Below are 25,749 nucleotides of genomic sequence, written 5' to 3'. Positions count from 1 at the left end.
CGTCGCATGAACGCCCCCGCCACCCCGCAAGGTCAATCCGGCCCGCTTCCGGCGGGTGCCGCGACCGAGAACGCCGACGCCCTGAACACGCGACAGCGTCACTTGCTCGATGCGCTCGCGCAGATCCTGCCGCCGCATTGCATTCTGCATCGACGCGAAGACACCACACCTTACGAGTGCGACGGTCTCGCGGCGTATCGTCGCGTGCCGCTCGCCGTCGTGCTGCCCGAGTCCGAATCGCAGGTGCAGCGCATTCTGCAGGCGTGCCATCAGCTCGGCATCCCAGTCGTGCCACGCGGCGCGGGCACCAGCCTGTCCGGCGGGGCGATGCCCATCTCCGACGGCCTGGTGCTCTCGCTCGCCAAGTTCAAGAAGATCGTCGAAGTCGATCCCTATGCGCGTACTGCCACGGTGCAGCCAGGCGTTCGCAATCTGGCGATCTCGGAAGCCGCCGCACCTTATGGCCTGTATTACGCGCCTGATCCGTCGTCGCAGATCGCCTGCACCATCGGCGGCAACATCGCGGAGAATTCCGGCGGCGTGCACTGCCTGAAGTACGGGTTGACCGTGCACAACGTGCTGCGCGTGCGCGCCATCACGATGTCCGGCGAGGCCATCGAATTCGGCTCGCTCGGCCCCGATTCGCCGGGGCTCGATCTGCTGTCGGTCTTCATCGGCAGTGAGGGCATGTTCGGCGTGGTCACCGAAATCACCGTCAAGCTGGTGCCCAAGGCGCAGACGGCACAGATCATCATGGCGAGCTTCGACGACGTGGAGACTGGTGGCAACGCCGTGGCCGCGATCATCGCGGCGGGCATCATCCCGGCGGGCCTGGAAATGATGGACAAGCCGGCCACCCAGGCCGTCGAGTCGTTTGTCCACGCCGGTTACGACCTTGAAGCGGCCGCCATCCTGTTGTGCGAGTCGGATGGCACACCGGAAGAAGTCGCCGAGGAAATCATGCGCATCTCCCACGTGCTGCGCACGTCGGGCGCGACACGGCTGCAGATTTCCCGCAGCGAAGAAGAGCGTCTGCGCTTCTGGTCGGGACGCAAGAACGCATTCCCCGCGGCCGGGCGCATATCGCCGGACTATTACTGCATGGACGGCACGATTCCGCGCCGTGCGATTGGGACCTTGCTCAAACGCATCGAAGGTCTGGAACAACAGTACGGATTGCGCTGTATTAACGTCTTTCACGCGGGAGACGGCAATATGCATCCGCTCATTCTTTTCAACGGCAACGACCTCGACGAGTGGCACCGCGCCGAGGCGTTCGGCAGTGACATTCTCGAAGCCTGTGTCGAACTCGGCGGCACGATCACAGGTGAGCACGGCGTGGGCATCGAGAAGATCAACTCGATGTGCGTCCAGTTCTCGCCCGACGAGCGCGACGCGTTCTTCGGGGTGAAGCGCGCCTTCGATCCGGTCGGGCTGCTCAATCCCGACAAGGGGATACCCACGCGCGCGCGTTGCGCCGAATACGGCAAGCTGCATGTGCGCGGCGGTCTTTTACCGCATCCCGACCTGCCGAGGTTCTGACATGCGAGCGCTGTCGGAATGGCTGCCACACGATTGGCGGCAGCGGCTCTACATCATCATCTTCGAGGCCGACACGCGCGAAGGGCGGCTCTTCGACATTGCGCTGCTCATCGCCATCGTGCTGTCGGTACTCACGGTCATCGTGTCGAGCGTGCCGGCCGTTCAAGCCACGGCGGCGCTGCCGATGGCGATCCTCGAGTGGTTCTTCACGCTGCTCTTCACGGCCGAGTATCTGGCGCGGCTGCTCAGTGCGCACCGGCCGCTGCGTTACGCGCTGTCCTTCTATGGCGTCATCGACCTGCTCGCGATCCTGCCGACCTACCTGGCGATTCTGGTGCCCGAGCTGCACGGCCTGATCGACGTACGCCTGCTGCGCCTGATGCGCGCATTCCGGATTCTCAAGCTCACGGCGTATGTGAACGAAGCCGGCGTGCTCAGCATTGCGCTCTACAACGCGCGCCGCAAGATCCTCGTGTTTCTCGGGTTCATCTCGATTATCGTAGTGATCTTCGGCACGCTCATGCATATCATCGAGGGGCCGGAGCATGGCTTCACGAGCATTCCTGTCGGCATCTACTGGGCCATCGTCACGCTCACGACCACTGGCTATGGCGACGTAGTGCCCGTCACCGCACTGGGCAAGGCGATCACCGGCTTCGTGATGTTGCTGGGCTACAGCGTGATTGCGATTCCCACCGGCATCATGGGGGCCGAAATTCATTCGGCAATGCGCAAGAAGGCGATCACCACGCGCACCTGCCATCAGTGCCACACCGAAGGGCACGACCCCGACGCCCGCTACTGCAAGGATTGCGGCAGCGAGCTGGGGCCTTATCAATCCGACCTGCCACCGCCGCCAGAACCCAGCTGATGACCGATACGAACGACACTCTCGAGCACTTCCGCGCCGTCATCGAGCACGCCACGGCGCACCGTGCGCCCCTCCAATTGCGGGGGGGCGGCACCAAGGCGTGGTACGGCCAGCAACGCGTGGGCGACGTGCTGGACACGCGCGACTACAGTGGCATCGTCGCCTACGACCCGGCGGAACTGGTCATCACCGCCCGCTGCGGCACGCCGCTGGCCGACATTGAAGCGGCGCTCGCCGAACGCAATCAGTTGCTGCCGTTCGAGCCGCCCTACTTCGGTCACGGCGCGACCCTCGGCGGTGCGGTGGCCGCCGGGCTTGCCGGGCCGCGCCGCAGTGCCGTGGGTGCCGTTCGCGACTTCGTGCTCGGTGCCAAATTGATGGACGGTCGGGGACATGTGCTGAACTTCGGCGGGCAGGTCATGAAAAACGTCGCCGGTTACGACGTCTCGCGCATGCTCGCCGGTTCGCTCGGCACGCTGGGCCTCATTCTCGAGGTGTCGCTCAAGGTGCTGCCGCAACCGTTCGCCGAGCTGACGCTGCAATTCGAAATGAACGCCATCGACGCCGTGCGCAAGCTCAACGAATGGGGAGGGCAACCGCTGCCGATCACCGGCAGTGCGTGGCGCAACGACTTGCTGGTGATTCGTCTGGCGGGCGCGTCGGCGGGGATCAAGGCCGCGCGCGTAAAGATGGGCGGGGAGTTGGTCGACGCCATTCATGCGGCCAAGTTCTGGCACGCCATCCGCGAGCAAACCGACAATTTCTTTGCCGACGCAGGGCCGGGGCAGGCGCTGTGGCGCCTGGCGGTGCCTTCGACGGCCGAGCCGCACCGGCTGCCGGGCAAGCAACTTATCGAGTGGGGCGGCGCACAGCGCTGGTGGATCACCGACGCCGACGCGCAAATCGTGCGCTCGGCGGCACGGCAGGACGGCGGGCACGCTACGCTCTTCCGCTACGGCGAATCTGGCGTGAGCGTCTTCACGCCGCTGCCCGCGCCGGTCATGCGCATTCACCGCAATCTGAAGTCGGTGTTCGACCCCGCCGGCATCTTCAATCCGGGACGGATGTATCCGGAGTTCTAAGCAGGATGCCCCCGCGGGGGCGCCAAGACCGGCAATCTCGCGCTCGGTGCGCTCAACGCTTCGTGTCGAGCAATCGCGCGATCTCGGAGGCGAGCGTGCGCACCGCCACGTCGACCTCACGCGTGAACGGCTGCCCGCCGTTGATGCGCAGGAAGTGGTCGTAGCGTCTCGAGTTGGAAAACAGGCTACCCGGCGCTACGCGAATCCCCTTGGCGAGCGCGGCGTCGAACAGTAACTCCGAGCTGACACCCCCCGGCATCTCGACCCACAGACTCAATCCGCCCGCGGGCAACGTCAGTCGCGTGCCCGCAGGGAAGTAGGTCGCGATCGCTTCGGCCATCGCCGCACGATGCTCGCGCAACTGCGCGCGCAAATGTCGGAGATGACGGTCATAGCGCGGCGAGTCGATGAACTCGCCCATCGCGATCTGCGCGAGCGCTTCGTTGGGGCGCGTCTGCGCGTACTTCAACATCTCCACGCGCCCCTGCCACTTGCCGCCCGCGATCCAGCCCAGGCGCATGCCCGGCGCCAGCGTCTTGTGCAGCGATGCGCAATGAATCACGTTACCGGTCGTATCCCAGGAACGAACGGCGGCAGGTACATTGCCGTCGTCGCCGAGCGCCGAATAGGTGTCGTCTTCGATAATCGCAATCCCGCGCGACGCCGCCCACGTCACAAGCCGTGCCTTGTGCGAATCCGGCATCACCGACCCGAGCGGATTCTGGAAATGCGGCACGACGATGATCGCCTTGATGTTGTCGTAAGTCTCGCTCGCCAGTTCGAGCGCTTCGAGTGAAATGCCGGTCTGCGGACTCGTGGGAATTTCGAGCGCGCGCATGCCCATGCTCTCCAGCGTCTGCAACAGCGCGTAATACGTGGGCGACTCGACGGCAACCACGTCGCCCGCGCCTGCCACCGCACGCAGCGCCAGATTGATCGCCTCGATACAGCCATGCGTGACGACGATCTCCTCGGGATTGATGTTCATGCGCGCTTCCAGCGCTCGCCGCGCAATCGCCGCGCGAAAACGGGCTTCACCACCGCCAGGTGGCGGGGTGCCATAGAGCATCGGGTGATCGCGCAACGCCCGAATCGTGGCCTGGCGCAAGGCGTTGACCGGATAGAGCGACGGCGAACCGTGGGCCACGGCGAGGTTGATCTTGACGTCCGCTTGAAGCCCTCGCGCGAGAATCGACGACACACGCTGGTTGATGCCCACGTATTGCAGCAGATCGGGCATCCACGGGCGCGGCTCCGCCACGGGTACGAGACTCGCCCGCGCGGGTGCGCGCACGAAGTAGCCCGAGCGGGGACGCGCCTCGAGCAGACCCTGCGCCTCCAGGTGACGGCACATCTGCAGCGCCGTCGACAAGCTGACCTGATGCCGCTCCATCAACGTGCGAACACTCGGCATGCGGTCGCCCGGCGCGAGCGTACCCGCGTCGATGGCATGTCGATAGTGACCCGCGAGTTGGCGGTAGAGGGGCACGCGCTCCTGCGGGACTGCCACGGGTGGGGGCGTCGGAACGTCCGACGTCAGCGGTGTGTCGTCCGCGGCAGCGAGAGGGAGAGTGGCGGCATCCATGCGCAGATGATCGTGCATCGCACGTGACCATAACAGATACAGATTCATCGATTCTTGATCGTAACAGATTGCCGGGGGCCATTCTGTTGCGGGCGAAACCGGGCAACTGTGTGCCTACCGGGGCGGCGCGGCGGCCGATAGGCTGTCCTTACCCGTTCAACGCCCCGGAGTCCCACATGGCCAAGCCCCCCTTCCCCCCGCCGTCTGCACTGCCTTCGCTGTCTGCCCTGCGCCCTGACGCCAGTCTTGCGCGAAGTCACGGCGAGGCCACCTCGCCAGGAGAACGCGTTGCCCTTTCTCGTGCGCCCTCCCATCCGGCCGACATGGACGGCGCCACGCCCGGCAAGCGAGCGTTCCCCCTCGCGCTGGCGCGTGGGCAAGCGTTTCATGCGTATGCGAGCCGTGGCACGGTATTCCATGTCCAGCGAGGTCAGGTGGTGGTCAGCCTCGCGCCGCGCTGGCTGTCGGGGGAGGTCTGGCGAGATGCCATCGCGCTGAGTGCCGGGCAGGTGTACGTGGTGGAGACGTCCGGCTGGCTGGCGCTGACCAGCGACGCCGGCGCGCAGCTTGCACTGCGCGAGGGGGCGAACTCAGCAGGTCGTCTTGCCGAGCCGCGAGGGTACCTCGTGCGTCAATGGAAGCAGATTCTCAAGCGCTTCGGGTGTTGAGCCGATCCGTACGATGGTCTGTCAGGGGCGACCCGGTCAGGCCACGGCGCCGCTCAACCGGGGAGCCGTTTCTCGATATCGGCGCGAATGTCCTCGGGCTTCGCCGTCGGCGCATAGCGCGCCACGACCTGCCCCGTCGCATCCACGAGGAACTTCGTGAAATTCCATTTGATTGCCTTCGTGCCTAGCACACCGGGCTTCTCTCGCGTGAGGTAGGCATAGAGCGGCGCGGCGTCGGGCCCTTTGACGTCGACCTTGGCGAACATCGGGAACGTGACGTGAAAACGCAGATCGCAGAAGCTGCGAATGGCTTGCGCGTCGCCCGGCTCCTGCTTGCCGAACTGATTGCAGGGGAACGCGAGGACTTCGAACCCGCGCGGGCCAAGCTGTTCGTACAGCGTTTGCAGCCCGGCGTACTGCGGCGTGAACCCACACTCGCTCGCCGTGTTGACGATGAGCAGCACCTTGCCGCGATACTGCGACAGACTGACGGTCTCGCCCGCGAGCGTCTGGACGGAAAAATCGTAAACGGTCTGTGAATTCGCGCTCATCTCTGGCTCCGAGTGATGGTTGGCACCGCGCAGTCTGCCACAAGCCGCGCGCCGACGCCGTGCCGCGTGCGTTGTGCCGTCCCGTCCGTAACCCCGGCGCGGGTAGCACCTCGTTTTTCCCGGGTAGCACCTCGCGCGCGGGCACGGCTATAATCGTTGATCCGCAACGCCGTTGCAACGCGCCCCCGCGCCACAGACACCCCCTCACTGACGCTCCGCCCTGCCTCATGTCGACCATCGCCGCGCATCTCGACGACGTGCTCTCCCGCATTGCCCGCGCCACCACCGCCGCCGGCCGGCCAGCGGACAGCGTTCGCTTGCTCGCCGTCTCGAAGACCTTCGGCGCCGATGCCGTGCGCGACGCCCTGGCGGCTGGCCAGCGGGCATTCGGCGAGAACTATGTGCAGGAGGCGCTCGACAAGATCGCCGCGTTGTCCGGTGAGACGGTCGATGGCGAACCGCTCGAATGGCATTTCATCGGCCCACTGCAAAGCAACAAGACGCGGCCGGTGGCCGAACACTTCGACTGGGTGCATTCGGTCGACCGCCTGAAGATCGCCGAGCGCCTGAGTGCGCAGCGACCGGCAGACCTCCCGCCCTTGCAGGTGTGCCTGCAGGTCAACATCAGCGGCGAAGCGAGCAAGAGCGGCGTGGCGCCTGCCGACGTGCCCGCCGTGGCACACGCCATCGCGGCGCTGCCGAATTTGCGATTGCGCGGTCTGATGGCGATTCCCGAGCCTGAAGCCGATCCGGCCCGCCAGCGCAAACCGTTCAAGGCCGTGCGCGATGTGTTCGACGCCTTGCGCGCCGACGGTCTGCCGCTCGACACGCTGTCGATGGGCATGTCGGGCGATCTCGAGGCGGCGATTGCCGAGGGTGCGACAATGGTGCGCATCGGCACCGCGATTTTCGGCGCACGCGATTATGGCTCACGCGCCTGATCGCAGCGTGCCCTGGCGGTGAGCGCACCTTGATGACTCGCCGCGGCAAAAAGTAACGACGGTAACGACTCACGCAACGCAAAGGATGGTTATGAGAATTGCATTCATCGGCGGCGGCAACATGGCCAATGCCCTGATCGGCGGACTCGTCAAGCGCGGCACGGCCCCGCGCGACATTCTCGCGATCGACGTCAACGAATCGACGCGCGACGGCCTCGTCAAGCAGTACGGTGTCGACACGGCCAGCGCGCCCAACGATCGCCTGCGCGATTACGACACGATCGTGCTGGCCGTCAAACCGCAAGTGCTCAAGGACGTCGCACAAGCGCTCCAGCCGCACCTGATCGGTCAATTGGTGATCAGCATCGCGGCGGGCATTCGCGCGTCCGATCTCGCGCGTTGGCTCGGCGGCCACAATCAGATTGTGCGTTGCATGCCGAACACACCCGCCTTGATCGGCATGGGCATCACGGGTCTGGCAGCCTTGTCGGGGGTGGATTCGGACCAGCGCAAGCGCGCCGAGACCGTGCTCGGGGCGGCCGGCCAGATCGTTTGGGTGGAGAAGGAAAGTCAGCTCGACGCCGTGACGGCCATCTCGGGCAGCGGTCCGGCATACGTGTTCTATTTCATCGAAGCGCTGGAGCAAGCCGCGAACGAGCTGGGCTTTTCGCCCGAGCAGGCACGTCAGTTGGCCATCGCCACGTTTACCGGCGCGTCGCAACTGGCGGCGCAGTCGAGCGAACCCGCGAGCGTGCTGCGCGAGCGTGTGACGTCCAAGGGAGGTACGACGTTTGCTGCCCTCAGCTCGTTCGAGCGCGACGCCATCAAGGCGGCTATCGTGCGCGGCGTGCATGCGGCCAATACCCGCGCCAAGGAACTTGGCGACGAGTTGGGCGACGCCTGACCTCAGTACACAGTCGGCCGTAGTCGGCCCGTCGCAAAGACAAACGGACCGCAGGTGAACCGTCCCACTTCCGGGGTTCGGTTCACCTGCGGTCCGTCTTTGTTTTTCGCAAACGTCCGCCTTCGACGTTTGCGCTTATGCGAAAACCTACGCCTGCGCGCTCAGCAAGTATTGCCCGGCGATACCTGCGAACACGGCGGCACCGAGCCAGTTGTTGTGACGAAACGCGGCAAAGCATGGCATGCGCTCGCGTGTGCGAATCAGGAAGTAGTGATAGATCGCGAAGCTCACCGCCACCGCCATGCCGAGCCAGAACGGCCAGCCGAAGCCGAGATACACGCCCACGCCCGCCTGGATGCCGAGCGCCCCGGCATAGCAGAGCATGATCGCCAATACGTCGAAGCGTCCGAACGTGATCGCCGACGTCTTGATGCCGATCTTCAGATCGTCGTCGCGATCGACCATCGCGTATTCGGTGTCGTAGGCGACCGACCAGAACACATTCGAGAGTAGCAGCACCCACGCGATAACCGGCACCTGGTCCTGTACCGCGGCGAAGGCCATTGGAATACCGAAACCGAAGGCCACGCCGAGATATGCTTGCGGAATCGCCAGAAAGCGCTTGGTGAACGGATAGGTGCCCGCCACGAACAAGGCCGGGATCGAGAGCCACTTGGTCAGCGCGTTGAGCGGCAGGATCAGCAAAAAGCTCGCCAGCGCAAGCGTGGCCGCCACGGCCACTGCTTCCCAGGCACGAATGCGTCCCGACGTGATCGGCCGCTCCTTCGTGCGTTTGACGTACCTGTCGAAGTCGCGGTCGGCGTAATCGTTGATGGCGCAACCCGCCGAGCGCATGAGGAAGGTGCCCAGTGTAAAGATCGCGAGCAGCCAGAGGTCGGGATGCCCATTCGACGCGATCCACAGCGCCGCAAGCGTTGGCCACAGCAGCAGCACGGTGCCGATCGGCTTATCGAGACGAACGAGGCGGAAATACAGCGGGAGACGTTGAGCGAGCAACATGAGCGTTACACAGAAAGACCGGTGGCGCCATTGTAGGCCACCGACCTGAGGCGCGACAATCGACGCGCCCCGGGCGTCACCAGATCCAGAACATCAACAGCCAGAGCCAGTTGACCAGCGCCAGTGCCGCCACGACACCCGCCATTCCGGCCAGACGCCGCCCCAGCGAGCGCGCATGCCGCCCGGTCACGCGCCAGCCAAGCCACAGGCTCCACAACGTGGTCGCGGCGAGGATCGCAGCGCGCACATCGTTCGCCCAGTACACCGGCAGATGCTCGGCGCGCAGCAGGCTGATCGTCGTGGCCGACAGACCGATGAACACCCCGGCCCCGGCAATCGGAATCAGCGACTGCACCAGGTGATTGAATCGCGACGTCTGCCACGGCCCCATCGCCCGGTTTGCCAGCGCGAAGATCGTCGTGAAGGCCAAGCCCAGCAGCAGGCCGTTGCCGAGGATGTACGTGACGACCATGCCTCCGTCGAGCCACGAGAAGACGTCGCTCTGCGCCGGGTAGTTGGTAAAGACGAACCACGGCGCGTTCGTCGCGAACGGCCACATGATGTCGCGGTCGATGAGCCACGTGGCGAGCATTGTCTTGGTCGCCACGAACCACGGATTCACCGTCCAGTGGAAGGCGCCGATGGCCACGCCAAGCAGGCCATACATGACGAGCACGCTGTCCCACACACTGTTGTTCTCCGTCGCGCCGAACTTCACGATCTCGTCGCTCGGCGAGCGGCCCGTGAGCGCGATGGCGTCGCGATGCCCGGCGCAGCGCCCGCACATATGGCATTGCGCGCCGCCCTTCATGTTGCGCAGCGGCACGAGCGGCGCGCAATTGACCGGGATGATCTTGTGGCCGTTGGTGTGATACGAGCGACGCCACGCGTCTTCGTCGACCTTGAAGTGGAACGGCGCCAGACGCGCGAGCAGCGAGAACACGCCGTTGACCGGGCACAGGTACTTGCACCACACGCGTTTGTCGCGTCCGTAGAAATAGCCGATCACCATCGCACCGAGGGTGGAACCGCCGAGCACCAGCAACACGGCCTTCGGATATTGGTAGACGCTGACCATCTGGCCGTAGAGCGTGGTGCCCGCAAAGGCCACGAACGGCCAGCCGCCCCAGCGCATCCAGCGCGGAATGGCGCGACCGCGTCCGTGACGGCTCGCGAATTCCGAGAGCGTGCCTTCCGGGCACAGCACCCCGCACCATACGCGGCCCATCAAGACCATGCTGATGAGCACGAACGGCCACCAGATGCCCCAGAAAGTGAACTGCGCGAAGACCGTGAGGTTATTGAGGATGTGCGCCGTCTCGTCGGGCAGCGGCAACATGACCGGCACCCCGATGAGGAACACGTACACGAGCACGATGCCCCACTGCACGCCACGAATCAGCTTGCCGTGGCGTTGCATCCAAAGCCCTGCGCGGGCCAGTCGGTTCGGGACAGGTATGGCGATGCTCATGCTCAACTCGTACGTCGGGAGAACAACCTTGTCAGGCTGGCGGATCTTGCGAATGCCGGGGCGCTTGTGACGCCGGCATCGGCCTGTCCAAACAGGCCGTTGTCGTGCACCGGCGAGATTTGCGCCGCCGATGCCTGCGGCCCGCTCAAGCGGGCTTGGCCTGCTTGAGCGGCCCGTCTGCCCGCTTGAGCAAGGCCCAGACGAACAGCCAATAGATGCCGTACACCAACAGATTCATGCCCGACGGATGGGCGCGATAGCCGGTCAACGTGGCGACGAGACTGCCGAACGGGCTGGTGTCGTCGAGCAGTGCCGAGGTATCCCACAGTTGATCGACCAGCGTCGGCACCAGTTCGAGCGAGATCAGGCGATCGAGCCCGGACTCCAGCAGCCCGGCGGCGAGGAACAGCAGCATGATTTCGGTCACGCGAAAGAACAGGCGCCACGAGAAGATCTTCCCGCCCAGTTGCAGCAGCCAGAACGTGGCGAGTGCCAGGGCGAAGCCGATCAGCACCGCGAGCCACATCGATGGCGGCACGCTGCCTTGCTGGCCGAAGCCAATGCCGTACAGGAAGATGGTCGTCTCGCTGCCTTCGCGGGCAATGGCCAGCGCCACCAGCACGAGCACGCCCCACCAGGTGCCCTGATCCTGGTTCTTGCGCAGCGACGATTCCATGTCGCGTTTGAGCGTTCGCCCGTGGCGCTTCATCCAGAAGACCATCTGCACGATCAGCACGCAGGCGACCAGCACCATGGCCGTCTGGAAGTAGTCCTGCGCGTCGCCCGAGAGAACCTCGGTAAAACCAACGAGAGCGCCGCCCAGCGCCACGGCCGCCGCAATCCCGAGCGCCACACCGCCCCACAGATAAGGCAGTCCGCGCCTGGCACCGTGCTCCGGGTTGGCCAGCCAGGCATGGAGAATGCCGACAACCAGCAATGCCTCGACGCTTTCGCGCCAGACGATGAACATGACCTGACCCATCGTTTGATTCCTCTCGTGATGCGTGTCTTACCGACTATCCAGAACGACTTCCGCCCGCTTACCTGGCAACGATCACGCCTTGTGCCTGCGGGTGAAAATCGTCGAAAAACTTATACTCGCCCGGCTGCAGCGGCGCGATCACCACGAACGATTGCGCGCCCGGTGCCAACACCTTTTCCTTGCGAAGTTGCAGACTCTCGAACTCGACAGCGTTCGTGCCGGTGTTGTGCACTTCAATCTTGATGCGCTTGCCGGCCGGCACCTCGATGCGCGCCGGGTTGAGCTTGCCGTTGTTCATTTCCAGCCTGAAGGTTGGCAAGTCGTCCGCGCGAGCGAGCGACGGCCCCGCCAGCACGAACAAAGTCGCCACCACGGCTGTCATCGTGGCCAGCAGGCGCGCGATGCGCTGATTCATTCTTCCGCTCCAAACGAAAACAGCGCCGGCCCGCAGGCCAACGCCGAGTCAAATTCATGCGGGCGACTCAGTACCCGCCCTTCTTGCCAATTCCCGAGAAAGTGAAATCCACTTCCTTGGTCACCGGCTTGAACCACGGACCCACGCCGGTTTCCTTGTCGACGTGACGGCCAAAGCACCACGGCCCCATGCCACCGTGTGACGCATGGGCGTCGGCGGCAGGCATGCCGCGCATCTTGCAGCCGAACGCCTGCAGCGTGCCCGGTGCGTTGACGACCATCGTCAGCTTGTACTTGCCGACACCGGCCAGCTTGACGTTATCGCCGTAGTGCGGACCATCGCTTGCGACCATCGGCATCATCAACCCTTCGATGGATGCGCCCTCGGGGGTCTTGCCGTCGCTCTTCATCTTTTGCAGCTTGTACGTGATTTCCAGACCGGGAATCCAGTCGCCTTCGGCGTAACCGTTCGGGTTCTTGGCAATCGCATGAATATCCGCTTCGAGGTGGATGTCCGACTTCGCAGCGTCGCGCATCATGCCGGCCGGTTCCATCGAGATCGGCTGGAGATACACCGTGTTGATCTCCATGCCCGCCACATTCAGCGGCTTACCAATGGGAAATTCGGCGGCATTCGCCAGGGTGGCCGCACCGACGAACAGCGCCGCGGCGACGAGGGATTTCACGCGCATACACACTCCAGATTGACAAAGAAGTTAATGCAAACAATTCTCAGTAATTTTAGCACTAACGCATTCGTCAGACAAACCACGAAGTCAAGGCAAGACGGGGATGAACGGGAAATTCGGGCACCGCGCGAGCGCCGGCGGGCGCGCGGCGCGATTCTTGGCCGACGTTTACGAAAAATTACCGGGGGATGCTCAGGGCAGCACGCCCCCCCGGTCGATCTTGCGGGCGAGCACGACCGACGTTGTCGTCCGGGTGACGCCGTCGATCTCGCCGATGGTGTCGAGCAGCGCGTCGAGCTGGTCTGCCGACGCCGCGTGCAGCCATGCCACGTAATCGAACTCGCCGCTGACGGTGCACAGCAGGTGAATCTCGGGCATCTTGTTCAGGCGCCGTAGCACGTCGCGCCCGGAGCGCGGTTGCACGCTGATGCCGACACAGGCCTGTAACCCGCCTCCGGCGGCGTCTTGCCCGAGTCGTACCGTATAGCCGGCGATCACGCCCGCCTGCTCAAGCCGCGCCAGGCGGGCCACCACGGTCGTGCGCGCCACGCCAAGACGGCGCGCCAGGTTGGCCGTACTCTCGCGCGCATTGACCCGCAGCAGGGCGAGCAGGTTACGGTCGAGTTCGTCGAGGGCGGTCGCGGACAGCGTCATCGGATTTCGCCTTGAATGTCACGGTCGGAATGGCAATGCGCGATTATAGAACCAGGAACCGCGCCGCCGCGCCCGGCGCCTCCCTACTGCCCAGCTGTCCGATGCCCCCCCCCGACAGAAAGAGATACGATGACACGCAGAAAAAATCCGTCCTCATCAACCCGTCGTTGAGGCCACCTCACACCGCGTGCGGCGCCTTACCCAACCGGCCAGAATCCCCTTTAACCCTTGCCCCGACAGGGCGATAGCCAAGGGTATCCCCCCAATCCTCCACTCTTGACAACGTCGAGCCGCGATGCGCAAAATCGCATCACTTATATGACGACGTACAAGAAAGACCCACCACAGTGATTGCGGGTGTCATGGCCGCGATGGACTGCCTGGCGCGTCGGCCCCGAACGTCACCGGAGACAGGCGCTCGCCATGCATTTCTCGTTGAATTTCGCCCCGCTGCTCCCCTATTGGCCAGTGTTTCTGGACGGCGCGTGGCTCACGCTGAAGATGACGGTGATTTCAGTTGTCCTCGGCACCGTCGTCGGCACGCTCGTGGCCTTTGCCAAGCGCAGCCGCCACCGCTGGCTCTCCCGCCTGTGCGGCATCTATATCGAAGCGGTGCGCAACACACCGTTCCTCGTCCAGATCTTTCTGCTGTATTTCGGCCTGGCCAGCGTGGGCGTACACATGCCGACGTTCGCCGCGTCGGTCATTGCGATGGTGATCAACATCGGCGCGTACGCGGCGGAGATCATTCGCGCGGGGCTCGAATCGGTGCCGCGCGGTCAGATCGAGGCCGCCGAGTGCCTGGGGCTGCCGAAATGGCGCATCGCGTGGCACGTCATGCTGCAACCGTCCATCGAAAAGGTCTATCCGGCGCTGACCACCCAGTTCATTTTGATGATGCAGGCCTCGGCCATGGCGTCGCAGATTTCCGCCGAGGAACTGACGGCCGTGGCGAATACCGTGCAGTCGGACACGTTCCGCTCGCTCGAAACCTATATCGTCGTGGCCGCCCTCTACCTGTGCCTCTCGCTGCTGGTCAAGCTCGTGGCGTGGGCCGCCGGCGAGTACTTCTTCAAGCGCCGCCGCATCGTGCGACGCGCCGCCGCGCAGACCGCTCAGGCCGCACGCCGTCGGGCGGCCGCGTCGCGCGCCGCCGGCCTGAACGCCCCGGGCAACGCCGGCACGCCGGGCGCTTCAGGCAAATCCGGTACCAACGCCGCGCAACGGAGCGCCTCATGATGGGCAATTTTTCCTGGACCTATTTCAACTATCTGGTGCAGTCCATCGGCTGGACACTCGTACTCTCGCTCATCGCATTCGTCCTCGGCAGTGCGGGCGGCTTTGTCGTGATGCTCGGACGCATCTCGCCGCGCCGGTGGCTGCGCTTGCCTGCGCAAGTGTTCATCGAGGCGATTCAGGGCATTCCGCTGCTGATCCTGCTGTTCATCGTCTACTTCGGCCTGTCGGTGTATGGCTTCGAGTTACCGGCCATCGTGGCAGCCGCGCTGGCATTGATGGTGTACACCAGCGCCTACCTGGGCGACATCTGGCGCGGTTGCGTCGAAGCGATGCCGCGGGCGCAGTGGGAGGCCGCGGAGTGCCTGTCGCTCTCGCGCTGGCAGACGCTGCGTCTGGTCATCATTCCGCAGGCGGTGCGCCTGTCGTTGCCGCCGACCATCGGCTTCCTGGTGCAGATCATCAAGATGACGTCGCTCGCGTCGGTGATCGGCTTCGTGGAGCTCACGCGCGCCGGACAGATCATCAACAACTCGATTTTCCAACCCTTCCTCGTGTTCTCGCTGGTCGGGGTGTTTTATTTCGTGCTGTGCTACCCGCTCTCGCGCTGGAGCGCATCACTGGAGGACAAGCTCAATGTCGGCAATCGTTAAGGTCAACCAGATTCACAAGCGCTTCGGCGACAACCCGGTGCTCAAGGGCGTGTCATTCGAAGTGGAGCGCGGCCAGATGGTGGCGGTCATCGGCGCCAGCGGCTCGGGCAAGAGTACGGCCCTGCGCTGCATCGATCGTCTGGAGACCATCGACGAAGGCTCCATCGAAGTGTGCGGCATTCGCGTGGAAGATCCGCACATCGACCTGCATCAATTGCGCCGCGAAGTCGGCATCGTCTTCCAGAGCTACAACCTGTTCCCGCACCTGAACGTGCGCGAAAACATCATGCTCGCGCTGCGGCACGTCAAGCGCATGGCGCGCAGCGAAGCGCAAGACGTCGCCAAGCGCGTGCTCGATCAGGTGGGACTGTCGGACAAAGCCGAGAGCTATCCCGAGCAACTCTCGGGCGGCCAGCAGCAGCGCGTGGCCATTGCGCGCTCGCTCGCCATGTCGCCGAAGGTCATGCTGTTCGACGAAGTGACGTCGGCGCTCGACCCGCAGCTCACGGGCGAGGTGCTGCGCGTCATGGAAGACCTCGCGGCGAACGGCATGACGATGGTGCTCGTCACGCACGAAATGGCATTCGCCAAGCGCGTCGCCGACCAGATCATCTACATGCATCAGGGCAAGGTGTGGGAAGTCGGTCCGGGCGACATGCTCGACAACCCGCAAACGCCCGAACTGCGCGCGTTCCTCGCCAACGGCCTGTAGTCCGGCCACGCAAGACAATCCATTACTCCAAGGAGACATCCGCATGAAACTCAAGACGTTCCTCACCCAAGCTTGCGCCGCCGCTCTGCTCGGCGCCGTGGCGCACGCTGCCCTCGCCGACCAGCTCGACGACATCAAGAAGGCAGGCAAGATCCGCGTCGCCATCGCCATGGGCACGCCGCTGTACTCGTACGCCGACGCCAACCTGCAACCGGTGGGCTCGGACGTCGAAACGGCCAAGCTGCTGGCACAGGATCTGGGGGTGAAGCTCGACATTGTGTCCGTGACGAACGCCGCGCGCATCCCCACGCTGCAGTCGAACCGCGCCGATATCGTGGTGGCCGATCTCGCGATCTCGCCGGAGCGTGAGAAGGTGATCGATTTTTCGATGCCGTACGCGGTCATCTCGATCATCGTCGGCGGCCCCAAGAGCATGGTCATCAAGGGCTATGACGACCTGAACGGCAAGCGCATCGGCCTTACGCGCGCGACCGTGAACGACACGCTCACCACGCAACACGCCAAGGGCGCGCAGATCGTGCGCTACGAAGACGACGCGACGCTCATTACGTCGATGGTGACCGGTCAGGTCGACATCTTCTCGAGCACGCCGTCGAATCTCGGCGAGATGCAAAAGCGCGCCCCGGACAAGAACCTCGAACTGAAGTTCGCGCAGACGGAATTCAATCTGGGCATCGCGCTCAACAAGAATCAGCCGGCGCTCAAGGATTGGATCAACAATTGGGTGAAGGCCAATCTGAAGAACGGCAAGCTCAACGCGATCTACAAGAAGTACCACGGTCGCGATCTGCCGGAGAGCGTGATCAAGGGCGCGGCGTAAGACCGCTGCCGCCCGCGGCGAATGACCGTCGATGCCCTGGCGTCGACGGCCGCGACACGATGTCGCACCGCCTTCGCACGGGAATCGCTGGTCGCGCCGGAGGGAACGCGGTAAGTTAGCGGCTTGCCTTCGACCCGTTCCCCGGCTGCACGCCCTCCGATGACTGCCCGCTCCGCTTTCCCGATCTTCGCTGTCCCGCGTGTCGTACGACTCGCGCCACTCCCGCTTGTCGCCCGCCGACGCCGCGTTGCGCCAACGCTCGCGCTGCTCGGCGCGCTGAGCGCGCTCGCATCGCCCGCCATGGCCGCTGGCGACGTGGAAGCCGGCAAGGCAATGTTTGCGGCACGCTGTGCGTCGTGCCATGCGGTCGGCCCCATGGCGACGTCGGGCTTCGGCCCGCAACTCAACCGCGTTGTCAACCGCCGCGCGGGCAGCCTGCCGGACTACGATTACTCGACGGCGATGAAGCAGTCCGGCATTGTCTGGGACGACAAGGCACTCGCCACCTTCATTGCCAATCCAGGCAAAACCGTGCCGGGAACGAAGATGCGCTTCTGGGGCATCGGAAATGAGCGCAAGGTGGCCGACTTGCTGGCCTACCTGCACACGTTCAAGTAACGCGCGACGGCCATAGCCCGCAAGCGTGCCTCAGGCCTCGACGAGGTTCACACCGGCTCGTTCCAGCAGGCGTTGATTGCGCGACGAAAGGTTGACGAAGCGCACGTTTCGACCCGACGTCCGATAACGCTCCCTGAGCGTCTCGAACGCCACGATGGCCGAGTGATCCGCCACATGCAGCGACCGGCAATCCACAACGATCCGGCGGACATCTGACAACGGCTGGAACAGGTCCTGGAAATTGGCGGTCGACGCAAAGAACAGCGTGCCATGAAGCACATAGGTACGGGCGTCGTCGCCGTTCTCTTGCACTTCGGCACGAATATCGCGGGCATGCTGCCAGGCGAAATTGAGTGCAGCGATAACAATGCCACACATCACCGCGACGGCCAGATCCGTGAACACGGTGATGACCGTCACCGCGACGATCACAAGAGCGTCGTTTCGAGGCACTTTGCCGAGTACGCGAAGTGAGCCCCAGGCGAACGTCTGCTGGGCGACGACGAACATCACCCCGACGAGCGCGGCCAGCGGAATGCGCTCGATGAGCGGTGACAGGCAAAGCACGAACAGCAGGATCATGATGCCAGCCGTCGCTCCCGAGACGCGGCTGCGCCCGCCCGAACTCAGGTTAATCATGGTCTGCCCGATCATGGCGCAACCGCCCATGCCCCCGAACATTCCAGATACGACATTCGACACGCCGAGCGCGAGGCATTCTCGATTCGGACGGCCGCGCGTTTGCGTGATCTCGTCGGTGAGATTAAAGGTGAGCAGCGTCTCCAGCAAACCGACCATCGCCATGAGCGAAGCGTAGGGGAAGACGATCCGCAACGTCTCCAGATCGAAAGGCACTTGCGGCAGATGGAGCGACGGGAGTGTCCCGGCAATGTGCGCCATGTCGCCGAGCGTACGCGTGGGCAGGTGCAGTCCTTGGCTGAAGAGCCCGACGCCAACGATGGCGACGAGCGCGGGCGGCACGGCCTTCGTGAGGCGTGGCAGCCCATAGACGATCAGCATCGTGAGCGCAACCAGCGCGCACATGATTGCCAGCGGTGTGCCTTGCAGCCAGACGTCGCCTTGCGGCGTGGCGCGCTTGAAATGTTCCAGTTGCGCCATGGCGATGACAATCGCGAGCCCATTCACGAAACCGATCATCACCGGGTGCGGCACCATGCGAATCAGCTTGCCGAGACGCAACAGGCCGAAGAGCATCATGAGCACGCCGCCCAGAACGACGGTCGCCAGCAGATATTGCACGCCGTGTTGGACGACGAGTGCGACGATGACCACCGCCATCGATCCGGCGGCCCCCGAGATCATGCCGGGACGACCGCCGAAGATGGCGGTGAGCGCGCACATGATGAAGGCCCCGTAGAGGCCCATGAGCGGATTGACTTGAGCGACCAGCGCGAAGGCGATGCACTCGGGCACTAGCGCGAACGCCGTGGTCAGACCGGCAAGTACATTACCGGGGAGATTCGGGAGCCACTGCTCCCGAAGTGTTTGAGACTTCATAAAATAGCGTTCCGCATGGGACGCGCATTTTACCAGCCTCTGATGTTTTCCACCGATGCTCGAGCGAAGTGCCTCAGCGCACGAGGCACGGACGCTTGTTGTCGAACGTCCAGTTCGGAATCAGGTACTGCATCGCGACCCCGTCGTCGCGCGCACCGAGGCCATGCTGCTGATACAGCGCGTGCGCCTTCTCGACTTCATCCATGTCGAGTTCGACACCGAGGCCCGGCACTTCCGGCACCTTCACTTTGCCACCGACGATCTGCAACGGATCGCGCGTGAGGCGCTGGCCGTCCTGCCAGATCCAGTGCGTATCTATCGCGGTGATCTTGCCGGGCGCGGCGGCGGCAACGTGCGTGAACATGGCCAGCGACACGTCGAAGTGATTGTTCGAGTGCGAGCCCCACGTGAGGCCCCAGTCGTTGCACATCTGCGCAACACGCACCGAGCCCTGCATCGTCCAGAAATGCGGGTCGGCCAGCGGAATGTCGACAGATTGCAGTTGAATCGCATGGCCCATCTGACGCCAGTCGGTCGCGATCATGTTGGTCGCGGTCGGCAGGCCGGTCGCTCGACGGAACTCGGCCATCACTTCGCGGCCGGAATAACCATTTTCCGCACCGCATGGGTCTTCTGCATAGGCGAGAACGTCGTGCTTGTCACGACACAGACGGATCGCTTCGGCGAGCGACCAGGCGCCGTTTGGATCGAGCGTCACGCGCGCTTCCGGGAAGCACTCCGCGAGCGCGGTGGCCGCTTCCATTTCCGCGTCGCCTGAGAGCACGCCGCCCTTGAGCTTGAAATCGTTGAAGCCATAACGCGCCTTCGCGGCCTGCGCCAGACGCACCACCGCTTCCGGCGTCAGTGCGACTTCCGTGCGCAGACGCTCCCAATCGTCGCGCCCTTGCGCACCCGAGGCATACGGTAGATCGGTCTTGTTACGATCGCCGACGTAGAACAGGTAGCCGAGCATCTCCACCTCGTCGCGTTGCTGGCCTTCGCCGAGCAAGGCGGCGACCGGCACGCCAAGATGCTGGCCGAGCAGGTCGAGCAGCGCCGCTTCGAGCGCGGTGACGGCGTGGATCGTGGTGCGCAGGTCGAAAGTCTGCAGACCGCGACCGCCCGCGTCGCGATCGGCGAACGCGGTACGCACGCGGTTCAGAATCGCCTGCAGGTTGCCGATCGATTGACCGACGACGTAGGCACGCGCATCGTCGATCGTCTTGCGGATGGTCTCGCCGCCCGGCACTTCGCCGACCCCCGTGTGCCCCGCGCTGTCCGTCAGGATCACGATATTGCGCGTGAAGAACGGGCCGTGCGCGCCCGAAAGATTCATCAGCATGCTGTCGCGCCCGGCGACGGGAATGACGCGCAGTTCGGTGACGGTAGGCGTGGCGTTGACGCGAGTGAGAGTCGTGGACATAAACGAAGTACCAGTAGTTGAGGGAAGCAGGCGAGCGTCGTGACGATCAGACGGCGCCCTCGGCTTCCACGTAAAGCGAATAAAGCGAATGCGAACTTGCCATATACAGCCGGTTGTTCTTCGGGCCGCCGAACGTCAAGTTCGCGCAGCGTTCCGGCAATCGGATAAAACCGATCGGCTGGCCGTTCGGGTTGAAAACCTTCACCCCGTCGAGGTCGGCGGAACTGACACCGGCGCGTCCGTCAGAGCCCCAGCCGCACCACAGGTTGCCGTCCGTATCGACCGCGAAGCCGTCGAGGGCGCCGGCACCGTCGGCATCGAACAGCTTTGTCTTGTTCGACAACGTGACGCCGTTTGCGCCGACGTCGTATTGCCACATGACACGGCTCGGCGTCGCCCGGCTATCGATCACATAGAGCTTCGACTCGTCTGGTGAGAACGCCAGGCCGTTCGGCCCGGCGAGGTCGGTGATCATCGCCTGCAACTCTCCGCCCGGCGAAAGACGATAGACCGATGGCGGCAGTTCGGGCGTCGCCTTCTCGCCTTCCCAGTGCCCGGCAATGCCGAAGGGCGGATCGGTAAACCAGATGGCGCCGTTCGACTGGCAGACGACATCGTTTGGCGAGTTCAGGCGCTTGCCCTGATAGCCGTGCGCGAGCACCGTGATCTTGCCGCTGTGCTCCGTTCGCGTGACGCGCCGCGTAAGATGCTCGCACGTGACGAGTCGCCCTTGCCGGTCGCGGGTGTTCCCGTTGCTCTGATTCGACGGCTGGCGAAAGACACCCCAATGCCCGGTCACTTCGTCATAGCGCATCATGCGATTGTTGGGGATGTCGCTCAAGACGAGGTAGCGTGCTGCGGGGAAGTACACGGGCCCTTCGGCCCAGCGCATCCCGGTCCCCAACTGCTCGACCGCGCTGCTGTAGAGCCGGTATTTCGCGAAGCTCGGATCGAGAATTTCGATGGCGACGTCCGGGTAGCGCGTGCTCGGCTCGAATGCCACCCGATGTGCATCGGGCGACCCGCCGAGCGGCTGCGCACCGGCGAAGGCGTCGGCCGTCGCCATGGCGCTCGACGATGCGGCCTCGATGAACGAACCTTGCTCGTGCAATCCGCGGGCGGTATTCAATCGAATCTCCTTGCGATGGGACCGGTAGCCAGATACGTGTTACGCCGCCAGCTCGAAGCGCTCGATCTTGCCCACGACGAACAGATAGCACACGATTGCAATCAGCGCATTGGCGCTCACGAAGACCAGTGCCGCCGCGAACGACCCCGTGTCTTGCACGAGATATCCGATCACGATCGGTGTCGTGATACCTGCCGTGTTACCGAACGTATTGAAGAGGCCCGCGCACAGTCCACTTGCTTGCTTCGGCGCCGTATCCGACACAACGGCCCAGCCCAGCGCGCCGATGCCCTTGCCGAAGAACGCCGCCGCCATGATGCCGACCACGACCCATTGGTTGTCCACGTAGTTGCAGGCGATCATGCAAGTCGACAGCAGCAGCCCGACGACAATGGGCACCTTGCGCGCGGTCGACGTCGAGAAACCATGCTTCATCATCCGGTCCGACACCACGCCGCCGAGCAAGCCGCCGAGGAAGCCGGCGATCGCCGGGATCGACGACACGAAGCCCGCCTTCAGGATCGACATATGGCGCTCCTGCACGAGGTAGATCGGGAACCACGTCAGGAAGAAATAGGTGAGCGTCGTGATGCAGTATTGCGCGATGAACACGCCAAGCATCATGCGGCTCTTTAGCAGTTGCCTGAAAATCTTGCGCCCCTGCATCCCGTCGTTCGAACCCGCCGTCGCGACGCGACGCTGCGCGACGACTTGTTTGTCTTCGAGGTCGATCATCGCGCCGTGATCGGCAATGAAGCGGACTTCCGCGTCGTTCGCGAGCGGGTGTTGGCGCGGCGCATAGATGGTCTTCAGCCAGACGCCAGTGAGCACAATGCCCAGCGCGCCCATCACATAGAACACGTACTGCCAACCGTACGCATGCGTGATCCAGCCCATGAGCGGCGTGAACAGCACGGCGGCGAAATACTGCGACGAATTGAAGATGGCCGACGCCGTGCCCCGCTCGGCCGTCGGGAACCACGTGGCGGTCATGCGCGAATTGCCCGGGAATGCTGGCGCCTCGGCCGCCCCGACGAGAAAGCGCAGCGCGAACAGCGTGATGACCGCCATCGCGATCGGCAAACCCGCGACCAATCCCTGCAGCGCCGTCACCAGCGACCAGAAGAAGATACTGCAGGCATAGACCCGCTTGGTACCGAAGCGATCGAGCAGCCAGCCACCGGGAATCTGCGCGGCGACATAGGCCCATGCGAACGACGAGAACAGGTAGCCCATCGCGACCGGCGAAATGCCAAGTTGGTGCTGTATGGCCGTGCCCGTAATGGAGAGCGTTCCCCGATCGGCGTAGTTGACCGTCGTGATCAGGAAAAGCATGAAAACGACCAGGTAGCGCGCCTTGCTTTGCCCCGCATAACGGCCATCGACGCCGCCGGCCGTCACAGCCGCCGCGCCAAGCGCCTCATCCCGAGCCAGGGCCGCCCGCGTTACGCCATTTTCCATCATCGTCTCCGAAATGTTGTGTGATGTCCTATGTGTTGGAAGCATATGTTAGCGCAAACAGTCCGGAAATTCGGGTTTTCCCGGGATTTATACATACGACGTCGTATGTCATTGAGTCCTCTAATCGCGTTCTCTTATCGATAGAATGGATGAACACAGGGAGCCGCGATGGAAGAGCACTACAGGCCGACCGCCAGTCGGCCGCCTCAGACGAACGACAACGTGACGTTGGAAGACGTTGCACGCCTGGCCGGCGTTACGGCGATGACGGTGTCACGCACGCTGAAGCGACCCGAACTCGTGCGCGAAACAACGCGGCAACGGGTGCTCGACGCCGTTCGCGTGACCGGCTACGTGCCAAACCTGCTGGCGGGCGCGCTTGCCACGAACCGGAGCCACCTCGTGGCGTTGCTATTGCCGACAATTGCGACATCGATCTTCACGGAACTGGTGCAGACGATGATGTCGACGCTGGCGGCGTCGGGCTATGAAACGCTGCTGGGGCTAACGGACTACCGTCGCGAGCGTGAAGAGCAACTCGTGCACACCTTGCTCGGCCGTCGACCGGATGCGATCGTCCTGACCGGCACAGACCACTCCCGCGTCACACGCGAGCGATTGCTCAAGACGAACGTGCCGATCGTGGAAGTGTGGGACCTGGCCGACGACCCCATCGACATGCTGGTCGGTTTCTCGCACGAAGCCGTTGGCCGCGCGGTGGTCAGTCACCTGCTGAAGAAATCGTACCGGCGGTTCGCCCTGATGTCAGCCGACGATCCGCGCGGAATGCGCCGTAGTATCAGCATCGTGGAGGCATTGAAGGCGCACGGAATGGACGACGTGCCGTTGGAAGTCCTGCCCGCGCCGGCAACACTGCAAGCAGGGCGTGAAGGCTTTGTACGCTTGCTCGACAAAGGATTGCCGGACGTGATTGTGTGCAGCACTGACATGCTTGCGCAGGGCATTCTCGCCGAGGCGGCAAGTCGCGGCATCGGCGTTCCGCAGCAGGTGGCGGTGATGGGTTTCGGCGATCTGAGCACCGCCGCCCACGTCCATCCGTCCTTGTCGACGGTCCGCATCGACGGGGCGATGATCGGACGCCTTGCCGCCGAGGCCCTGCTGCAGCGACTGGACGGGACCCCGCCCTTCAAAGAAACGCTGCGTGTCGATACAGGGTTCACGATCATCGATCGAGAGAGCACGTGAGCAGCGCGTTATCCAATCGCCTGATGCGCCCGACTCACCGGACGTTAGGAAAGTCGACATGAATTTCAGGTCCTTGCAGTGTTTCGTCGTTCTTGCCGAGGAGCTGAACTTCAGCCGCGCGGCGGAGCGCTTGCATATCGCGCAAGGTTGCTTCGACCGCTCGTGGGTCGCTGACCAGCGTGACCGAATGATGAACGGCTGACAGCTTGCCGAACCCAGGCGAACGCGCGCATGATGGCGCGTTCGCCGCCTCATCGACACGACAATACCCACCATGCCCGCCCCTCTGGACACCGCCACCCTGATCGATCTTGCACGACGCGCGCAAGCCAAGACTCCCGGTCCGTGTGCGTGCACGAAAACGCCGCTCGACGGCTGGCAATCCCAGCCGGTTTCCCTCGACGAAACGCTATTGCGGGAGATCGGCACCTTGCTCGCGGAAGATGCTCCGGAACCGACCGTTGCCGAATACCTGCCGGGCAAGTCGACGTACTGGGCGGACGATGCGCCGATCGCCCCGCGCTACTTCCCATACAACCGCTGCAGCGTGTGGGAATGCACGTCGTGCGCTCGGCTGTATCTGCGCTACACGGAAGGCGGTGGTTATTTCGTCGATCGACGGATTCGCGCACTGCGTCTGGCCTTGATCGAAGACGTCCCGCTATAGGCAGCGCTGGCGCGCAGCAGCCGACCCCGTTGGCATCATCGAATGCCGTCGGTCAACGCGTGACCCGATGCGTCCGCGCGGCGCCACTGACCTGATTCCGGGCAGACCTCGACCCTGTCGCCATGGCGCCGCACTTGCTCGTCATTGACCGTCGTCGGGCCCGATGGGTCGACGTCGAAGGCGACGCGCAGGGCGCGTGCGACATCGGGATCCTCGATCGGAAATTCCCAGGTCAGGAATACCTGCGTGCCATCTTGATCTGCGGGGAAGTCGTCGGCATCGAAGGCGTGGCGGCCGCGTTGAATCACCCCGTGCGGCTGGCAGGTGTCGAATATCAGCACCGTCCCACGGGTCAAAGGAATGCGAAGGTCCAATCTGGGGAAATGAACGTCCTGCCCCTTGTCTTCGCTCAGGAACAAATTGCAGAAGGCCGCACCGCCGTACTGTTCTCCGTCGTGGTGATACCTCGCACCACGGCAGGCCATAAGCGCGACGTCCTTCGACGCGAGCGACCCGGGCAAGCCAAGCGTGTTCGTCCAATCGGACGCGGCCTGCACAAAGTGCGAGTAGTTCGGCCAGCGCGCACGCGCGCGCGCCAGCGGCATCACATCGACATCCCCGGCGCCCAGCGTCATGCGCAACGATAACTCCCGCGTCCAATCGGCGAGCAGGCGCGTTGGCAGCTCAGGTACGTCGACAGTGCCCGACAGCACAACGTCGCTCACACCCCGGCTGCGGATGGCATCACCACTCCAAAAGTACGAAGTGAGGTGGTTTGGGGTGTGAGGTTGCGGAGCGTTTCGGCGCATCGTCAAGGTAATGAAGAAAAGGACCGGAATGCGCCGCGCACCGGACGGCCGCTTCCACAACATGCATGGCGCGATCCCGAGGTGTCGCTGCATGTTGCCCCG

At 63.9% G+C, this 25,749-nt stretch carries 26 protein-coding genes and 1 pseudogene; 14 read left to right on the top strand and 13 right to left on the bottom strand.

The genetic code is table 11. The features are described 5' to 3' along the window. The first annotated feature begins 6 nt into the window (after positions 1-6). The 3 genes from PCE31107_RS06765 to glcE are packed head-to-tail and all read left to right on the top strand — an operon-like array spanning position 7 to position 3,495. Positions 7-1,542, top strand: a complete 1,536-nt coding sequence (locus PCE31107_RS06765) for an FAD-linked oxidase C-terminal domain-containing protein (RefSeq protein ID WP_246181741.1) — start codon at positions 7-9, stop codon at positions 1,540-1,542. A gap of 1 nt (position 1,543) precedes the next feature. Next, positions 1,544-2,413 carry an ion transporter gene (locus PCE31107_RS06760; protein ID WP_130026895.1) on the top strand — a complete coding sequence of 290 codons (870 nt, stop codon included), beginning with the start codon at positions 1,544-1,546 and terminating at the stop codon, positions 2,411-2,413. Then, positions 2,413-3,495 carry a glycolate oxidase subunit GlcE gene (glcE, locus tag PCE31107_RS06755; protein ID WP_150607330.1) on the top strand — a complete coding sequence of 361 codons (1,083 nt, stop codon included), beginning with the start codon at positions 2,413-2,415 and terminating at the stop codon, positions 3,493-3,495. The genes PCE31107_RS06760 and glcE overlap by 1 nt, the downstream gene beginning before the upstream one ends. A gap of 52 nt (positions 3,496-3,547) precedes the next feature. Here the strand turns inward: glcE and PCE31107_RS06750 are convergent, their stop codons facing one another. Next, entirely contained in the window at positions 3,548-5,128 is a 1,581-nt protein-coding gene (locus PCE31107_RS06750; protein ID WP_246181740.1) for an aminotransferase-like domain-containing protein, read from the bottom strand. 128 nt (positions 5,129-5,256) lie between these two features. Here PCE31107_RS06750 and PCE31107_RS06745 point away from each other — a divergent pair, with 128 nt between their 5' ends. After that, positions 5,257-5,748 (top strand): hypothetical protein, encoded by a 492-nt coding sequence (locus PCE31107_RS06745; RefSeq protein WP_150607328.1) that lies wholly within the window; start codon positions 5,257-5,259, stop codon positions 5,746-5,748. Between the two features lie 53 nt (positions 5,749-5,801). On the opposite strand, the gene PCE31107_RS06740 is transcribed toward PCE31107_RS06745, so the two are convergent. Then, positions 5,802-6,299 carry a glutathione peroxidase gene (locus PCE31107_RS06740; RefSeq protein WP_150607326.1) on the bottom strand — a complete coding sequence of 166 codons (498 nt, stop codon included), beginning with the start codon at positions 6,297-6,299 and terminating at the stop codon, positions 5,802-5,804. A 227-nt stretch (positions 6,300-6,526) separates the two neighbouring features. On the opposite strand from PCE31107_RS06740, the gene PCE31107_RS06735 reads away from it, so the two are divergent. Continuing rightward, on the top strand, positions 6,527-7,240 hold the full coding sequence (locus PCE31107_RS06735; protein WP_130026899.1) for a YggS family pyridoxal phosphate-dependent enzyme: 714 nt from the start codon (positions 6,527-6,529) through the stop codon (positions 7,238-7,240). 91 nt (positions 7,241-7,331) lie between these two features. After that, positions 7,332-8,144 (top strand): pyrroline-5-carboxylate reductase, encoded by an 813-nt coding sequence (proC, locus tag PCE31107_RS06730; protein WP_017235831.1) that lies wholly within the window; start codon positions 7,332-7,334, stop codon positions 8,142-8,144. A 147-nt stretch (positions 8,145-8,291) separates the two neighbouring features. Here the strand turns inward: proC and ubiA are convergent, their stop codons facing one another. The 6 genes from ubiA to PCE31107_RS06700 form a co-directional block, all read right to left on the bottom strand. Beyond that, on the bottom strand, positions 8,292-9,164 hold the full coding sequence (ubiA, locus tag PCE31107_RS06725; RefSeq protein ID WP_150607324.1) for a 4-hydroxybenzoate octaprenyltransferase: 873 nt from the start codon (positions 9,162-9,164) through the stop codon (positions 8,292-8,294). Positions 9,165-9,240: 76 nt separating this feature from the next. After that, on the bottom strand, positions 9,241-10,584 hold the full coding sequence (locus PCE31107_RS06720; protein WP_130027952.1) for a 4Fe-4S binding protein: 1,344 nt from the start codon (positions 10,582-10,584) through the stop codon (positions 9,241-9,243). A 196-nt stretch (positions 10,585-10,780) separates the two neighbouring features. Then, positions 10,781-11,617: an FTR1 family iron permease gene (locus tag PCE31107_RS06715; RefSeq protein ID WP_130026901.1), complete on the bottom strand. Its 837-nt coding sequence runs from the start codon at positions 11,615-11,617 to the stop codon at positions 10,781-10,783. 58 nt (positions 11,618-11,675) lie between these two features. Next, positions 11,676-11,999, bottom strand: coding sequence for a cupredoxin domain-containing protein (locus PCE31107_RS06710; RefSeq protein ID WP_246181757.1), 324 nt, complete (start codon positions 11,997-11,999; stop codon positions 11,676-11,678). A gap of 100 nt (positions 12,000-12,099) precedes the next feature. Next, positions 12,100-12,723 (bottom strand): iron transporter, encoded by a 624-nt coding sequence (locus tag PCE31107_RS06705; RefSeq protein WP_150607320.1) that lies wholly within the window; start codon positions 12,721-12,723, stop codon positions 12,100-12,102. A 189-nt stretch (positions 12,724-12,912) separates the two neighbouring features. Then, positions 12,913-13,374 carry an Lrp/AsnC family transcriptional regulator gene (locus PCE31107_RS06700; protein ID WP_017235837.1) on the bottom strand — a complete coding sequence of 154 codons (462 nt, stop codon included), beginning with the start codon at positions 13,372-13,374 and terminating at the stop codon, positions 12,913-12,915. A gap of 423 nt (positions 13,375-13,797) precedes the next feature. Between PCE31107_RS06700 and PCE31107_RS06695 the strand changes: the two genes are divergently transcribed. The 5 genes from PCE31107_RS06695 to PCE31107_RS23785 all read left to right on the top strand — a co-directional run bounded on the left by PCE31107_RS06695 (position 13,798) and on the right by PCE31107_RS23785 (position 17,434). After that, positions 13,798-14,613 (top strand): amino acid ABC transporter permease, encoded by an 816-nt coding sequence (locus PCE31107_RS06695; RefSeq protein ID WP_130026905.1) that lies wholly within the window; start codon positions 13,798-13,800, stop codon positions 14,611-14,613. Then, positions 14,610-15,263: an amino acid ABC transporter permease gene (locus tag PCE31107_RS06690; RefSeq protein WP_017232991.1), complete on the top strand. Its 654-nt coding sequence runs from the start codon at positions 14,610-14,612 to the stop codon at positions 15,261-15,263. Before PCE31107_RS06695 ends, PCE31107_RS06690 begins: the two co-directional genes overlap by 4 nt. After that, on the top strand, positions 15,247-15,975 hold the full coding sequence (locus tag PCE31107_RS06685; protein WP_017232990.1) for an amino acid ABC transporter ATP-binding protein: 729 nt from the start codon (positions 15,247-15,249) through the stop codon (positions 15,973-15,975). The genes PCE31107_RS06690 and PCE31107_RS06685 overlap by 17 nt, the downstream gene beginning before the upstream one ends. Positions 15,976-16,018: 43 nt before the next feature. Continuing rightward, positions 16,019-16,816, top strand: a complete 798-nt coding sequence (locus PCE31107_RS06680; RefSeq protein ID WP_150607318.1) for a transporter substrate-binding domain-containing protein — start codon at positions 16,019-16,021, stop codon at positions 16,814-16,816. Between the two features lie 159 nt (positions 16,817-16,975). Then, positions 16,976-17,434: a c-type cytochrome gene (locus PCE31107_RS23785; RefSeq protein ID WP_281352557.1), complete on the top strand. Its 459-nt coding sequence runs from the start codon at positions 16,976-16,978 to the stop codon at positions 17,432-17,434. A 30-nt stretch (positions 17,435-17,464) separates the two neighbouring features. Here the strand turns inward: PCE31107_RS23785 and PCE31107_RS06670 are convergent, their stop codons facing one another. From PCE31107_RS06670 to PCE31107_RS06655, 4 genes are all read right to left on the bottom strand, one after another. Next, positions 17,465-18,952: a SulP family inorganic anion transporter gene (locus PCE31107_RS06670; protein WP_150607316.1), complete on the bottom strand. Its 1,488-nt coding sequence runs from the start codon at positions 18,950-18,952 to the stop codon at positions 17,465-17,467. Between the two features lie 73 nt (positions 18,953-19,025). Beyond that, a complete protein-coding gene (gudD, locus tag PCE31107_RS06665; RefSeq protein WP_130026907.1) occupies positions 19,026-20,375 on the bottom strand; it encodes a glucarate dehydratase in 1,350 nt (449 codons plus the stop codon). 46 nt (positions 20,376-20,421) lie between these two features. After that, positions 20,422-21,504: an SMP-30/gluconolactonase/LRE family protein gene (locus tag PCE31107_RS06660; RefSeq protein ID WP_150607314.1), complete on the bottom strand. Its 1,083-nt coding sequence runs from the start codon at positions 21,502-21,504 to the stop codon at positions 20,422-20,424. A 39-nt stretch (positions 21,505-21,543) separates the two neighbouring features. After that, positions 21,544-22,965, bottom strand: a complete 1,422-nt coding sequence (locus PCE31107_RS06655; protein WP_281352556.1) for an MFS transporter — start codon at positions 22,963-22,965, stop codon at positions 21,544-21,546. Positions 22,966-23,133: 168 nt separating this feature from the next. Here PCE31107_RS06655 and PCE31107_RS06650 point away from each other — a divergent pair, with 168 nt between their 5' ends. The 3 genes and pseudogenes from PCE31107_RS06650 (at position 23,134) to PCE31107_RS06640 (ending at position 24,838) form a co-directional block, all read left to right on the top strand. Continuing rightward, positions 23,134-24,171, top strand: coding sequence for a LacI family DNA-binding transcriptional regulator (locus PCE31107_RS06650; RefSeq protein WP_150607312.1), 1,038 nt, complete (start codon positions 23,134-23,136; stop codon positions 24,169-24,171). Positions 24,172-24,229: 58 nt separating this feature from the next. Then, positions 24,230-24,316: pseudogene (locus tag PCE31107_RS06645) on the top strand (LysR family transcriptional regulator); the annotation flags it as partial. A gap of 129 nt (positions 24,317-24,445) precedes the next feature. Continuing rightward, positions 24,446-24,838: a hypothetical protein gene (locus tag PCE31107_RS06640; protein ID WP_150607310.1), complete on the top strand. Its 393-nt coding sequence runs from the start codon at positions 24,446-24,448 to the stop codon at positions 24,836-24,838. A 35-nt stretch (positions 24,839-24,873) separates the two neighbouring features. Here PCE31107_RS06640 and PCE31107_RS06635 read toward each other — a convergent pair whose 3' ends face one another. Continuing rightward, complete coding sequence (locus tag PCE31107_RS06635) at positions 24,874-25,647, bottom strand: hypothetical protein (protein WP_150607634.1); 774 nt, start codon at positions 25,645-25,647, stop codon at positions 24,874-24,876. Between the last annotated feature and the right edge of the window lie 102 nt (positions 25,648-25,749).

Source organism: Pandoraea cepalis (assembly GCF_902459625.1).
GTDB classification, from domain to species: domain Bacteria; phylum Pseudomonadota; class Gammaproteobacteria; order Burkholderiales; family Burkholderiaceae; genus Pandoraea; species Pandoraea cepalis.
The sequence above is the reverse complement of the archived record's forward strand: the minus strand, read 5'-3'. Positions and strand labels throughout refer to the sequence as shown.

Coding starts and splice junctions, on each gene's coding strand:
- PCE31107_RS06765 (WP_246181741.1), top strand. CDS start 7: ATGAACGCCCCCGCCACCCCGCAAGGTCAATCCGGCCCGCTTCCGGCG.
- PCE31107_RS06760 (WP_130026895.1), top strand. CDS start 1,544: ATGCGAGCGCTGTCGGAATGGCTGCCACACGATTGGCGGCAGCGGCTC.
- glcE (WP_150607330.1), top strand. CDS start 2,413: ATGACCGATACGAACGACACTCTCGAGCACTTCCGCGCCGTCATCGAG.
- PCE31107_RS06750 (WP_246181740.1), bottom strand. CDS start 5,128: ATGAATCTGTATCTGTTATGGTCACGTGCGATGCACGATCATCTGCGC.
- PCE31107_RS06745 (WP_150607328.1), top strand. CDS start 5,257: ATGGCCAAGCCCCCCTTCCCCCCGCCGTCTGCACTGCCTTCGCTGTCT.
- PCE31107_RS06740 (WP_150607326.1), bottom strand. CDS start 6,299: ATGAGCGCGAATTCACAGACCGTTTACGATTTTTCCGTCCAGACGCTC.
- PCE31107_RS06735 (WP_130026899.1), top strand. CDS start 6,527: ATGTCGACCATCGCCGCGCATCTCGACGACGTGCTCTCCCGCATTGCC.
- proC (WP_017235831.1), top strand. CDS start 7,332: ATGAGAATTGCATTCATCGGCGGCGGCAACATGGCCAATGCCCTGATC.
- ubiA (WP_150607324.1), bottom strand. CDS start 9,164: ATGTTGCTCGCTCAACGTCTCCCGCTGTATTTCCGCCTCGTTCGTCTC.
- PCE31107_RS06720 (WP_130027952.1), bottom strand. CDS start 10,584: ATGCAACGCCACGGCAAGCTGATTCGTGGCGTGCAGTGGGGCATCGTG.
- PCE31107_RS06715 (WP_130026901.1), bottom strand. CDS start 11,617: ATGGGTCAGGTCATGTTCATCGTCTGGCGCGAAAGCGTCGAGGCATTG.
- PCE31107_RS06710 (WP_246181757.1), bottom strand. CDS start 11,999: ATGACAGCCGTGGTGGCGACTTTGTTCGTGCTGGCGGGGCCGTCGCTC.
- PCE31107_RS06705 (WP_150607320.1), bottom strand. CDS start 12,723: ATGCGCGTGAAATCCCTCGTCGCCGCGGCGCTGTTCGTCGGTGCGGCC.
- PCE31107_RS06700 (WP_017235837.1), bottom strand. CDS start 13,374: ATGACGCTGTCCGCGACCGCCCTCGACGAACTCGACCGTAACCTGCTC.
- PCE31107_RS06695 (WP_130026905.1), top strand. CDS start 13,798: ATGCATTTCTCGTTGAATTTCGCCCCGCTGCTCCCCTATTGGCCAGTG.
- PCE31107_RS06690 (WP_017232991.1), top strand. CDS start 14,610: ATGATGGGCAATTTTTCCTGGACCTATTTCAACTATCTGGTGCAGTCC.
- PCE31107_RS06685 (WP_017232990.1), top strand. CDS start 15,247: ATGTCGGCAATCGTTAAGGTCAACCAGATTCACAAGCGCTTCGGCGAC.
- PCE31107_RS06680 (WP_150607318.1), top strand. CDS start 16,019: ATGAAACTCAAGACGTTCCTCACCCAAGCTTGCGCCGCCGCTCTGCTC.
- PCE31107_RS23785 (WP_281352557.1), top strand. CDS start 16,976: ATGACTGCCCGCTCCGCTTTCCCGATCTTCGCTGTCCCGCGTGTCGTA.
- PCE31107_RS06670 (WP_150607316.1), bottom strand. CDS start 18,952: ATGAAGTCTCAAACACTTCGGGAGCAGTGGCTCCCGAATCTCCCCGGT.
- gudD (WP_130026907.1), bottom strand. CDS start 20,375: ATGTCCACGACTCTCACTCGCGTCAACGCCACGCCTACCGTCACCGAA.
- PCE31107_RS06655 (WP_281352556.1), bottom strand. CDS start 22,965: ATGGAAAATGGCGTAACGCGGGCGGCCCTGGCTCGGGATGAGGCGCTT.
- PCE31107_RS06650 (WP_150607312.1), top strand. CDS start 23,134: ATGGAAGAGCACTACAGGCCGACCGCCAGTCGGCCGCCTCAGACGAAC.
- PCE31107_RS06640 (WP_150607310.1), top strand. CDS start 24,446: ATGCCCGCCCCTCTGGACACCGCCACCCTGATCGATCTTGCACGACGC.
- PCE31107_RS06635 (WP_150607634.1), bottom strand. CDS start 25,647: ATGCGCCGAAACGCTCCGCAACCTCACACCCCAAACCACCTCACTTCG.